Raw genomic sequence first — 11,474 nt, 5'->3', positions numbered from 1 at the left:
ACGGTACCTCACGGAGATCACAATGAGAAAAGTCGGCGTCGGAATCATCGGCTGCGGCAATATCAGCACCGCTTATCTGAAAGCGGCCCAGCGCTTCCCGGTTATGGAGATCAAGGCGCTCGCCGACATGCGCAGCGATGCGGCGGAGCGTCAGGGTGCCGCCTTCGGGCTGCCGGCGATGCGGGTCGACCAGCTGCTCAAGCGCGACGACGTCGAGATCGTCATCAATCTCACCGTGCCGCTCGCCCACACCGACGTCAGCCTCGCGGTGCTGAATGCGGGCAAGCACGTTCACTCCGAGAAGCCGCTCGGTATCAACGTCGCGGAGGCCCGCAAGGTGATGGATCTCGCCGTGCAGAAGGGCCTTCGCGTCGGCTGCGCGCCCGACACGTTTCTCGGCGGTGGGCACCAGACCGCGCGCAAGCTGATCGACGACGGCGCGATCGGCACGCCGGTGGCGGGCAGCGCCTTCTTCGGCTGCCCCGGCCACGAGCGCTGGCATCCGGCGCCGGGATTCTACTACTTGCGCGGCGGCGGGCCGATGCTTGACATGGGCCCGTATTACATCACCGATCTCGTGCAGCTGCTTGGCCCGGTGGCGAGCGTGGTGGGCTCGACCGCGCGCCCGAAATCCGAGCGTCTGGTCACCAGCCAGCCGATGAACGGCACCTTGATCCCGGTCGAGGTCTCGACCCATGTCGCGGGCACGCTCGAATTCGAGAGCGGGGCGGTCGTCTCGATCGCGATGAGCTTCGATGTGCCGAAGCACCGGCATGCTCCGATCGAGATCTATGGCGACAGGGGCAGCATGCTGGTGCCGGACCCGAACCGCTTCGGCGGCGAAGTGCAGGTCGCGAAGACCGGCGGCGAATGGGAGACGGTGCCGTTGACACACGGTCATGTCGAAGGCGAATTCCGTTCCATCGGGGTCGCCGACATGGCCTCCGCGATCCTGAACAACCGGCCGCATCGTGCCAGCGGCGCGCTCGCCTTCCATGTGCTGGAGGTGATGGAGGCGTTCCAGACCTCCGCCGACGAAGGGCGGCGCGTCAAGATCGAGAACCGCATCGAGCGGCCGGCGATGTTGCCGGCCGGACGTGAAACCGGACAGATCGACTGAGGGAATGACCATGCGCAAGGCATTGATTGTATGGGGCGGCTGGCCGGGACACGATCCAGATCTCTGCGCCTCGATGATCCGCGGCTGGCTGAAGGCGGAAGGTTTCGAGGTGCGGATCGAAACGACGACAGAGGCATTCGGCGAGCCGGCGATCCATGATCTCTCGTTGATCATCCCGATCTACACCATGTCGAAGATCGAGAAGTCGGATGCGCTCAATCTCTGCGCGGCGGTGCGTGGCGGCGTCGGGCTTGCCGGCCATCATGGCGGCATGTGCGATGCGTTCCGCGAGTCCGTCGACTACCAGTTCCTGTGCGGCGGGCAATGGGTCGCCCATCCCGGCAACATCATCGACTACAAGGTCGACTTGACGAAGCCGGATGATCCTATCATGAAGGGTCTGAAGAGTTTCGAGCACCGTTCCGAGCAGTATTACATGCATGTCGACCCCGCCAACGAGGTGTTGGCGACGACGACCTTCACCGGCGAGCACGCATCCTGGATCGACGGCGTGGTGATGCCGGTGGTCTGGAAGAAGCGATACGGCGCGGGCAGGGTGTTCTATTCCTCGCTCGGCCACCGCGCTTACGAGCTCGACGTCCCGGAGATCCGAACCTTGATGACCCGCGGCTTGCTGTGGGCGGCGCGCGAATGACAGCTGGCGCGACGCAGCCGGCCGTTCGCGCCACGCTGGAGGACGTCGCGCGCGCGGCAGGCGTTTCGCTCGCCACTGTCGATCGCGTCGTCAACCGGCGCGAGGGCGTGCGCGCCAAGACCGTCGCGCGTGTCGAGGCCGCGGTCGCCAAGCTCGGCTACCGGGCGGACGTGGCGGCCGCACGGCTCGCCCGCGGCCAGAGTTTCCGCTTCGCCTTCGTGTTGCCATCCGGCAGCAACAGCTTCATGACCAACCTGACCGAGCAGGTCCAGCGCACCGCGGACTGGCTCGCCGGCCAACGCGGCTTCATCGATATCCTCCATGTCGACGTGTTCGATCCGGATGTGCTGGCCGGCGCGCTGGAAAACCTGTCGCCGGCCTATCAGGGCGTGGCCGTCATCGCACTCGACCATCCCAGGGTGCGCGCCGCGATCGACGAGCTCGCCGCGCGCGGGGTCGTCGTGGTGACCCTCGTGTCGGACGCGCCGAGCTCGCGCCGCCTGCATTATGTCGGTATCGACAACCCGGCCGCGGGGCGGACTGCATCGACGCTGATGGGGCGCTTCCTTGCCGGGCGTGACGGGACGGTCGCCGTGATCGCGGGATCGTTGTCGCTGCGCGATCACACCGAGCGGCAGTTCGGCTTCCACCAGATCCTGTCCAGCGAGTATCCGAACTTGCGCGCGCTACCGGTCATCGAGGGCCGCGACGACAGCGCGCGCACACGGGAGCTCACGGCCGCGCTGCTCGCGCGCCATGCCGATCTCCGCGGCCTATATTGCTGCGGCGCCGGAAACCGTGGCATCGCCGATGCGCTCGAGGCCTCGGGCCGTGCGCGCGAGGTGGTGTGGATCACCCATGAGCTGACGCAGTACACGCGGCGTTTCCTGGTCCGCGGCACGCTCGATGCCATCATTAACCAGGATCCCGGCCACGAGGCGCGGTCTGCGGCACGCGTCCTGCTCGCGCATTGTTCCGGCGAGCCGATCAGCCCCGACCAGGAGCGCATCCGCATCGACATTTTTCTGCGGGACAATCTGCCGTGACCCTGGGGGCATCGGCTCAATCAAACTCAATCCCCGGAAACACTGCAGCAATCTGAAAGCCACACCGCGGCCACAGCTTTCCCGTTTCAGAGCATAGGTGCTCTTGAGGTGTGGAATGTCGGTTTTGCGGGCTTGGCTTGTCGCGGCGGTCGTGGGTGGCGTGTCGATTGCAGCTTCACTTCCGCTGGTGCTGTTGCCGCAGCCGGCTGCGGCGGCGCAAGCCACGGACGCGATCGCGGTCGAAGGCAATCGCCGCGTCGAGGCCGAGACGGTTCGCTCCTACTTCAAGGCGGGCCCCAACGGGCAGTTCGATCAGGTCGCCCTCGACGACGGCCTCAAGGCATTGATCGAGACCGGCCTGTTTCAGGATGTGAAGGTCAACCGGGTCGGCGGCCATATCGTCGTGTCGGTGGTGGAAAATGCCGTAATCGGCCGCGTCGCGTTCGAGGGCAACAAGAAGATCAAGGACGAGCAGCTCTCGGCCGAAATCCAGTCCAAGCCGCGTGGAACCTTCTCGCGCGCGATGGTGCAGTCCGACACGCTGCGGATCGCCGAGATCTACCGCCGCTCGGGCCGATACGATGTCCGCGTCACGCCTGAAATCATCGAGCAGCCTAGCAATCGCGTCGATCTCGTCTTCACGGTCGAGGAGGGCGTCAAGACCGGCGTCAAATCGATCGCGTTCATCGGCAACAGCGCTTTCTCGGCCGCGCGCCTGCGCGACGTGATCAAGACGCACGAGAGCAATCTGCTGAGCTTCCTCAGCAGCGGTGACCTCTACGATCCGGACCGCGTCGAGGCCGACCGCGACCTGATCCGCCGCTTCTATCTCAAGAACGGTTTTGCCGATGCGCAGGTCGTGGCGGCGCTGACTGAATATGATCCGGACAAGAAGGGTTTCCTCGTCAGCTTCAAGATCGAGGAGGGCCAGCAATATCGCGTCGGCACGGTCGACTTCCGCTCCAGCATCGCCAATTTCGACGCAAGCTCGCTGCGCGGCTTTTCGCGCGTCAATGTCGGCTCGCTCTACAATGTCGAATCGGTCGAGAAGTCGACCGAGGAGATGCAGATCGAGGCCTCGCGCCGTGGCTATGCGTTCGCCGTGGTGCGGCCGAGCGGTGACCGCAATTTCGAATCACACACCGTCTCGGTGGTGTTCAACATCGACGAGGGGCCGCGCACCTATATCGAGCGCATCAGTCTGCGGGGCAATACCCGCACGCGTGACTACGTGATCCGGCGCGAATTCGACCTCTCCGAGGGCGACGCCTACAACCGCGCCCTGGTTGATCGCGCCGAGCGGCGGCTGAAGAACCTCGACTATTTCAAGAACGTCAAGATCACCACGGAGCCCGGGTCCTCCAGCGACCGCGTGATCCTGATCGTTGACATGGAGGAGAAGTCGACCGGCGATTTCTCGATCTCGGGCGGCTACTCCACGACCGACGGCGCGCTTGCCGAAGTCTCTGTCTCCGAGCGCAACCTGCTCGGAAAAGGGCTCTTTGCCAAGGCGTCGGTGACTTACGGCCAGTATGCCCGCGGGGTATCGCTGTCCTTTGTCGAGCCGTATCTGCTCGACTACCGGATCGCGCTTGGATTCGACACCTACTGGCGTCAGCAATTGTCGAACAGCTATACGAGCTATGGGGTGACGACGCTGGGCTTCTCGCCGCGCCTGGGCTTCGCGTTGCGCGAGGACCTGTCGCTTCAGCTCCGCTACTCGCTCTATCAGCAGAGCATCACGCTCGCCAGCGCCTACAACAATTGCAACAACAATGCGGCCAACACATCATTGGCCTTCAATCCGACGCCGGCCTATATCCAGAGCGTGCTGGGTGGAGTGGACCCGACCAACTCGACGAGTTCAGGTCTCTACGGCTACGGCTGCTACGGTGACGGTGAATCGAGCCTGCCGGTCCGAAAAGAATTGGCGAACGGCCCGACCTGGACCTCGGCGCTGGGCTACACGCTGGCCTACAACACGCTCGACAATACCAAGAACCCGACCGACGGTCTGCTCGTCGACTTCAAGCAGGATTTTGCCGGCGTCGGCGGCGACGTCACCTATCTGAAGACAGCGTTGGACACCAAGTACTACACGTCGCTGGTCTCCGAGATCGTCAGTGTGATCCATCTCCAGGGTGGCGTCCTCAGCAAGATCGGCAACAACGATCTGCGCATGCTGGATCACTTCCAGATGGGACCGAACCTCGTACGCGGCTTCGCTTCCAACGGCATCGGTCCGCGCGACATCACCTACGCGAGCTTCGGCGCCACGGGCGATGCGCTGGGCGGCACGAAGTACTGGGGCGCGTCCATGGAGTTGCAGATGCCCTTCTGGTTCCTGCCCAAGGAGGTCGGCTTGAAGGGCGCCGTCTATGCCGATGCCGGCTCACTCTGGGGTTATCAGGGACCGACCTCGTGGACGGCCACGGGCGAGGTCAATACCAAGGCTTGCCCGACCTGCGGATTGCAATATGACGACAGCAGCGTGGTGCGCTCGTCAGTCGGCGTCGGTCTGATCTGGGCCTCGCCGTTCGGCCCGCTGCGCTTCGACTACGCCGTGCCGCTCACGAAGGGCAAATACGACGTGGTGCAGGAGTTCAGGTTCGGCGGCGGTACGTCGTTCTAGCCTGCCAAAATCCGCAGACAGGAGTCGACGAACACCTGCGCGCCGGTGACGATGTCGGCATCGGCGGTGTTCTCGGTCCAATGGTGGCTAATGCCGCCGATCGAGGGCACGAACAGCATGCCAGCGGGCATGATGGTCGCGAGCATCTGTGCGTCGTGGCCGGCGCCGCTCGGCATGCGCAGCGATCGTCCGCCGGCCAGGGCCTTGCTCGCGGCCTCGATCGCATCCTGGAAGCGGGACTCCATCATGGCGGGCGCGCCCACGCGGATCCGCTCCACGGTGACGGTGCAGGGGCCTTTGGCATTGGCCTCGTCCGCCATCGTTCGCAGCAGCTCCTCCAGCGGCGCGATCACGGAAGGATCGTCGTCGCGGATCTGGAACAGCATCTCGGCGCCGCCGGGAATGATGCTCGGCGCGCCCGGATCGAGCGTGATGCGGCCGGTGGTCCAGACCGTGCGCGGCCCGCATGCAGCGGGGAAACGCTCGTCGATCGCCACGCAGAACTTTGCAAGCGCCAGGCCCGCATCCTTGCGCACGGCCATGCGCGTGGTGCCCGCGTGGTTCTGCTCACCCGCAAAATTGATGCGGTACTGCCAGATGCCGACGATGGAGGTCACGACGCCGATCGCGAGCTTGCCGCTCTCGAGCGTGTCGCCCTGCTCGATATGCGCCTCGAGATAGCCGACGTGCCGTCCCGGCTCGGCAGCGATGCGCGCCCGTCCGGCCAGCCCCATGTCGGCCAGCGCGTCACGCATGGTGCGTCCATCAGTGCGGTCGCGCGCAGCGTCGATGTCGGGTTCGGTCACCTGCCCGATATAGGAGCGCGAGCCGAGGAAGCTGCCGAAATGACCTTCCTCATCACACCACGCAGCGACTTCGACCGCGCCTTTCACGGAAGGATCGGCATTGAGCACGCGCGCGGCCTCGAGCGCATAGACGACGCCGAGCGGGCCGTCGAGCCAGCCGGCATAGTTCTGGCTTTCCAGGTGTGATCCGGCGAGCAGTTTTGGTCCAGCCTTCGCGCTGGTGCCGAGGATATTGCCGATGCCGTCGATCGCCCCCGTAAGGCCGGCCTCGGGCAGCTTCCGCACCAGCCAGTCCAGCGATTGCTTGTGCGGCTCGGAGAAGGTCGGCTTGTGCACGCCAGTCTTGTAGGCGCCGAGGGTACGCAGCGCATTGAGATCGGCGAGGACGCGCTCGCCATTGGCGCGCGGCTTGGTGTCAGGCATGTTCGGCAACCTTCAGCGCCTCGGTGCGGATCTCCTCGACCAGCCGCTCCTTCAACTGGACGAATTCCGGCGTGGTCTTGATCTTGTAGGAGCGCGGATGCGGCAGGTCCACATTGATCTCGGCCTTGATCCGGCCGGGGCGGGCGCTCATGACGATGACGCGGCTGCCGAGGAAGATCGCCTCCTCGATGTCGTGGGTGACGAACAGAACGGTCTTCTGGTCGCGCTCCCAGATGCCGAGCAGCATCTCCTGCATCAAGGCGCGGGTCTGGTTATCGAGCGCGCCGAAGGGCTCGTCGAGTAGCAGGATTTTCGGGTCATTGGCGAGGGCGCGCGCGATCGCCGTGCGCTGCTGCATGCCGCCCGAGAGCTGCTTCGGCCAATGGTTCTCGAAGCCGGACAGTCCGACCTGGCGGATGAAGGCGTCCGCGAGCTTGTTGCGTTCCGCCTCGGACACGCCGCGCTCGCGCAGGCCGAAGGCGATGTTCTCGCGCACAGTGAGCCAGGGAAACAGCGTGTAGGACTGGAACACCATGCCGCGATCCGCGCCGGGGCCGGTGACCGCGCGGCCATCCAGCGTGACGTGCCCGCTGGTCGGACGGTCGAGGCCGGCGACGATGCGCAGCAACGTGGACTTGCCGCAGCCGGAGGGCCCAAGGATGGTGACGAAGTCGTTATTGCCGATGATGAGATCGGTGGGCTCCAGCGCTCTTGTGGGAGCGTTGCCGTGGCGCGCTGGGAAGGTTCGCGAGACCTGTTCGATCTTCAGCGTGGTCATGCGAGCCTCCACGGAAACAGCCAGGCGTTGAACGCCTTGAACATGAAGTCCGAGAGGAGGCCGATCAGCCCGATGACGATGATGCCGAAGATGATCTGGCCGGTGTTGAGCAGTGCCTGGCTATCGGTGATCATGTGGCCGATGCCGGAGGACGAGCCGATCAGCTCGGCGACGATGACGTAGGTCCAGGCCCAGCCCAGCACCAGCCGCAGGATCTCCGCGATTTCAGGCGCCGAGGAGGGCAGCAGCACGCGGCGGATGATGCCGCGGTCGCTGGCCCCTAACGTATAGGCGGCTTCCACCAGATCGCGCCGCGTCGCGCCGACTGTCACCGCAACCATCAGAATGACCTGGAACACCGAGCCGATGAAGATGACCAGCAGCTTCTGCAACTCGCCGATGCCGGCCCACAGGATCAATAGCGGAATGAACGCGGAGGCGGGCAGATAGCGCGCAAAGGAGACGAATGGTTCGAGGAATGCCTCGACCGGCTTGTAGGCGCCCATCAGCACGCCGAACGGCACCGCGATGATTGCGGCGAGCGCAAAGCCGCCGACGACGCGCCAGATCGTCATGCCGATGTCGAACAGAAAGCCCTGCTTGGTGAGCAGGTCATAACCCTCCTGCATCATGGTCAGCGGGTTGGCGAGGAACGTCTTCGACACATGGCCGCCGAAGGTCGCCCACGACCAGAGGGCGACGAACAGCACGAAGAACGCGAGGCCATAGGCCACGCGCTGCCTCGATGTCACGGAATCCAGGGGACGCATCAATAGTCTATCCGAATGGTCGATCTTGTGCTGGTCCCACCGCGCGGCAGGACCAGCAGCTTATCTAGGCTTACTTGATGAAGCTCGCATCGTAGAGGTCCTCGACCTTCGGCGCGGCCTTGATGATGCCGATCTCGAGCAGGAGGTCGGCCGCATCCTTGTTGAAGGCGAGGAAGTCACCCGCGAAAAACTTCTGGTTCGCGGCCTTGTCCTGCCAGCGCAAGTACTTTGCCGAGTTGCCGAACGCCTCGCCGGTCTGCTTCACGTCGGCGCCCATGATCTCATAGGACTTGGCCTGATCCTTGGCGATCATGTCGAGCGCTTCGAAATAGCTGTTGGCCAGTGCCTGCGCCGCCTTCGGGTTTTCGCTGAGGAATTTTGGCGTGCAGCCGAACGTGTCCATCACGATCGGATAATCGAGCGTGGTCGCGATGATCTTGCCCTTGTCGGGAGCGGCGCGGACCGTTGACAGATATGGCTCATAGGTCATCGCGGCGTCATTCTGGCCGGAGACGAAGGCTTGCGCAGCCGCAGCCGGCTCGAGGTTCACGACAGTGACGTCCTTCACGGTAAGGCCGTTCTTCTTCAGCATCCAGGCCAGCGCGAAATAGGGCGAAGTGCCCGGCGCGGAGGCTGCGACGGTCTTGCCCTTCAGCTCCTTGATCGACGTGACGTCGTTGCGCACGGCCATGCCGTCGGCGCCAAAGCTCTTGTCGAGCTGGAAGATCTGCTTGGTCGCGACACCGTTGGCATTCCAGGAGATCCAGGTCTCAACCGTGGTCGCCGCGCACTGCACGTCGCCGGAGGCAATGGCGAGGTGGCGGTCTTTCTGCGGGATCTTCTTGATGGTGACGTCGAGACCATTCTTCTTGAAGATGCCGGCTTCCTTCGCCAGCGTCAGCGGCGCGAAGCCGGTCCATCCGGAGATGCCGACGCCGACCTTGACGTCGTCGGCGAGCACGGGAGTGGTGGCCGCGAGTGCAATGATTGTCGCAAAAACTGTCGAACTACGCATGATTATCATCCTCTTGCCGATCGATGGTTTGACGTCCTGTTGATCTCTGTCGGCCCCTACGGACCGTTGCCCGAAGCGTTGCACGATTTGTGCCGCCATCGTGCTCTCAGCCTCCCTTGAACCGGGCGACAAGGCGGTGAGAAACACCGGGATAGAGCAGGCGCACCGCGGTGATCGTACGCGCACTGCGCCAGGTATAGCGGTCGATCACGAGGCATGGCGCGCCGACCGCGATGTCGAGTGCTTCCGCGGTGCGATCATCCGCGATAATGGCGCTGATCGTATGCTCGGCCTCTGTCCATGGGACATGATGAAGCAGCCACGAGCCCGGCGGCTCGCGCGAGAAATCCGCCGTCGCCGCATCCGGCACGGACGCGAGATCGATCAGCCTGTCCTCAACGGCGAAGGGCACGTTGTCGGCGCTGTGACGGCAGGAGATCGCGACCACCTTGCCGGCTTTCTTGACGCCAAGACGCTCGCGATCGGCGGCGGTCGCAGCGCGCAGCTTGCGGCCGATCAGTTCGTAGCCGTAGCCTCGCCCGAGTGCGGTGATCTCGGCCCGGATGTCTGCAATCTTGAGCACAGCCGACTGATGCTGCGGCCGGCGGACGAAAGAGCCGGCGCGGCGCCGGCGCTCGATCAGGTCGGCCTGCGCGAGCTCCGACAACGCCTTGTTTACCGTCATGCGCGAGCAGCCGTAGCGCGCGACCAGCTCGTGCTCGAATGGAATGCGGTGGCCTGGCGGCCATTCGCCGGTCAGGATACGCTTTTCGATGTCGGCGCGGATACGCTTGTAGAGCGTTGGCTTGTCGGCCGCGTCGATGGCGAGGCTCATGCGACGAGCCTCCGCACGGATGCGTTGAAACGTTCGCGCGCGGCCTGACGCAATTGATGACGCCCGCTTTCAACGACTTTGTTGCCGCCGGCCCAGACGCAATCGATCGCGCCACTGCCTGCCGCAAAAATCCAGCCGTCGATCACGGCGTCGCGCGCGCGTCCCGCGAGCGACGGATGCGCAATGTCGAGCGTGACGATATCGGCGCGCGCGCCCGGCGTGAGGCCCGCACTCGGCTGCGCCAGCGCCCGGGCTCCGCCCGCAAGGGCATCGTCGAACAGTGTGCGCCCGGTCGAACGGCCGGCGCCGCCGGAAAGCACATTGCGCGCGCAATGCTTGAGCCGTTGGCCATATTCGAGCTGGCGCAGCTCGTCGGCGACGCCGACCAGCACGTTCGAATCGGTGCCGACACCGAACAGGCCGCCCGCGTCGAGAAATTCCCGCGCCGGAAAGATGCCGTCGCCGAGGCTAGCTTCGGTTATGGGGCAGAGGCCGGCCACAGCACCGGTCGTCGCGAATGCACTGACTTCCTCGTTCGTGGTGTGGGTTGCGTGAATGAGGCACCAGCGTTGATCGAGCGGCGCATGCTCCAGAAGCCATTGCACCGGCCGTTGTCCGGACCAGGCCAGGCAATCCTCGACTTCCTTCACCTGCTCGGCGGCGTGAATGTGCACCGGTCCGCCTTCGGCGAGCGGAATGACCGCCGCGAGCTCGTCCGGCGCCACCGCGCGCAAACTGTGCGGCGCGATGCCGATATTGGCGCCCGGCAAGTTTGCGATCGCCTTGCGCGAGGCAGCCATCAGCGTGGTGAACTGATCGACAGAGCAGATGAAGCGGCGCTGGCCGTCATGTGGCGCCGCACCGCCGAATGAGCCGTGCGCATAAAAACTGGGCAGCAACGTCAGCGCGATGCCCGATGCCTCGGAAGCCTGCGCAATGCGCGCGGCCATCTCGGCGGGATCGGCGTAGTGCGAGCCGTCGCGATCATGATGCAGATAATGAAACTCGCCGACGCGGGTAAAACCCTGCTCCAGCATCTCGACATAAAGCAGTGTCGCCACGGCGGCGACATCGTCCGGCGTCATCGCCAGCGCAAAACGATACATCGTCTCGCGCCAGGTCCAGAACGTGTCGGTGGAATTGCCGCGCAGTTCGGCAAGTCCCGCCATGCCGCGCTGGAAGGCGTGGCTGTGCAAGCTCGTAAGTCCTGGGAGCGCGATGGCGTGGCGCTCGTCCCCGGCAGCCGGCGCCACGCCCGGCGTCACCGCCGCGATCGCGCCGGCGGTGATCACCACCTGCACGTCATTGGCCCAGCCCGAGGGCAGGAGCGCGGAGGCGAAATGCAGTCGGGACATGATGACACGCCGGCTGGACAGAACCGCCTTACGATTATA

General features: G+C 64.6%; 10 protein-coding genes. 4 read left to right on the top strand and 6 right to left on the bottom strand.

The genetic code is table 11. From position 1 onward, the window contains the following. Positions 1–22: 22 nt before the first annotated feature. The 4 genes from ACP2YP_RS28845 (at position 23) to bamA (ending at position 5,453) form a co-directional block, all read left to right on the top strand. Entirely contained in the window at positions 23–1,120 is a 1,098-nt protein-coding gene (locus ACP2YP_RS28845) for a Gfo/Idh/MocA family protein (protein ID WP_426419635.1), read from the top strand. A 10-nt stretch (positions 1,121–1,130) separates the two neighbouring features. Continuing rightward, positions 1,131–1,775 carry a ThuA domain-containing protein gene (locus ACP2YP_RS28840; RefSeq protein ID WP_426419634.1) on the top strand — a complete coding sequence of 215 codons (645 nt, stop codon included), beginning with the start codon at positions 1,131–1,133 and terminating at the stop codon, positions 1,773–1,775. Next, positions 1,772–2,821 carry a LacI family DNA-binding transcriptional regulator gene (locus ACP2YP_RS28835; protein ID WP_426419633.1) on the top strand — a complete coding sequence of 350 codons (1,050 nt, stop codon included), beginning with the start codon at positions 1,772–1,774 and terminating at the stop codon, positions 2,819–2,821. Before ACP2YP_RS28840 ends, ACP2YP_RS28835 begins: the two co-directional genes overlap by 4 nt. Before the next feature lie 115 nt (positions 2,822–2,936). Next, entirely contained in the window at positions 2,937–5,453 is a 2,517-nt protein-coding gene (gene bamA / locus ACP2YP_RS28830) for an outer membrane protein assembly factor BamA (RefSeq protein ID WP_426419632.1), read from the top strand. On the opposite strand, the gene ACP2YP_RS28825 is transcribed toward bamA, so the two are convergent. The 6 genes from ACP2YP_RS28825 to ACP2YP_RS28800 all read right to left on the bottom strand — a co-directional run bounded on the left by ACP2YP_RS28825 (position 5,450) and on the right by ACP2YP_RS28800 (position 11,435). After that, positions 5,450–6,682: a Zn-dependent hydrolase gene (locus ACP2YP_RS28825; RefSeq protein ID WP_426419631.1), complete on the bottom strand. Its 1,233-nt coding sequence runs from the start codon at positions 6,680–6,682 to the stop codon at positions 5,450–5,452. The genes bamA and ACP2YP_RS28825 overlap by 4 nt on opposite strands. After that, on the bottom strand, positions 6,675–7,460 hold the full coding sequence (locus tag ACP2YP_RS28820) for an ABC transporter ATP-binding protein (protein ID WP_426419630.1): 786 nt from the start codon (positions 7,458–7,460) through the stop codon (positions 6,675–6,677). Before ACP2YP_RS28820 ends, ACP2YP_RS28825 begins: the two co-directional genes overlap by 8 nt. Then, positions 7,457–8,230 carry an ABC transporter permease gene (locus tag ACP2YP_RS28815; RefSeq protein WP_426426294.1) on the bottom strand — a complete coding sequence of 258 codons (774 nt, stop codon included), beginning with the start codon at positions 8,228–8,230 and terminating at the stop codon, positions 7,457–7,459. Before ACP2YP_RS28815 ends, ACP2YP_RS28820 begins: the two co-directional genes overlap by 4 nt. A 70-nt stretch (positions 8,231–8,300) precedes the next feature. Then, positions 8,301–9,245 carry an ABC transporter substrate-binding protein gene (locus ACP2YP_RS28810; RefSeq protein ID WP_426419629.1) on the bottom strand — a complete coding sequence of 315 codons (945 nt, stop codon included), beginning with the start codon at positions 9,243–9,245 and terminating at the stop codon, positions 8,301–8,303. Positions 9,246–9,351: 106 nt separating this feature from the next. Beyond that, the gene (hutC, locus tag ACP2YP_RS28805) at positions 9,352–10,080 is read right to left on the bottom strand and encodes a histidine utilization repressor (protein ID WP_426419628.1); all 729 of its coding nucleotides are present in this window, start codon (positions 10,078–10,080) and stop codon (positions 9,352–9,354) included. Continuing rightward, positions 10,077–11,435 carry a formimidoylglutamate deiminase gene (locus ACP2YP_RS28800; protein WP_426419627.1) on the bottom strand — a complete coding sequence of 453 codons (1,359 nt, stop codon included), beginning with the start codon at positions 11,433–11,435 and terminating at the stop codon, positions 10,077–10,079. Before ACP2YP_RS28800 ends, hutC begins: the two co-directional genes overlap by 4 nt. Between the last annotated feature and the right edge of the window lie 39 nt (positions 11,436–11,474).

It is taken from the genome of Bradyrhizobium genosp. A (genome assembly GCF_049949275.1).
Lineage (GTDB): Bacteria > Pseudomonadota > Alphaproteobacteria > Rhizobiales > Xanthobacteraceae > Bradyrhizobium.
This window is presented reverse-complemented; position numbering and strand designations above follow the sequence as displayed.

Bases quoted from the DNA above. Each gene is read 5' to 3' on its own strand.
- ACP2YP_RS28845 (WP_426419635.1), top strand. From the start codon at position 23: ATGAGAAAAGTCGGCGTCGGAATCATCGGCTGCGGCAATATCAGCACC.
- ACP2YP_RS28840 (WP_426419634.1), top strand. From the start codon at position 1,131: ATGCGCAAGGCATTGATTGTATGGGGCGGCTGGCCGGGACACGATCCA.
- ACP2YP_RS28835 (WP_426419633.1), top strand. From the start codon at position 1,772: ATGACAGCTGGCGCGACGCAGCCGGCCGTTCGCGCCACGCTGGAGGAC.
- bamA (WP_426419632.1), top strand. From the start codon at position 2,937: ATGTCGGTTTTGCGGGCTTGGCTTGTCGCGGCGGTCGTGGGTGGCGTG.
- ACP2YP_RS28825 (WP_426419631.1), bottom strand. From the start codon at position 6,682: ATGCCTGACACCAAGCCGCGCGCCAATGGCGAGCGCGTCCTCGCCGAT.
- ACP2YP_RS28820 (WP_426419630.1), bottom strand. From the start codon at position 7,460: ATGACCACGCTGAAGATCGAACAGGTCTCGCGAACCTTCCCAGCGCGC.
- ACP2YP_RS28815 (WP_426426294.1), bottom strand. From the start codon at position 8,230: ATGCGTCCCCTGGATTCCGTGACATCGAGGCAGCGCGTGGCCTATGGC.
- ACP2YP_RS28810 (WP_426419629.1), bottom strand. From the start codon at position 9,245: ATGCGTAGTTCGACAGTTTTTGCGACAATCATTGCACTCGCGGCCACC.
- hutC (WP_426419628.1), bottom strand. From the start codon at position 10,080: ATGAGCCTCGCCATCGACGCGGCCGACAAGCCAACGCTCTACAAGCGT.
- ACP2YP_RS28800 (WP_426419627.1), bottom strand. From the start codon at position 11,435: ATGTCCCGACTGCATTTCGCCTCCGCGCTCCTGCCCTCGGGCTGGGCC.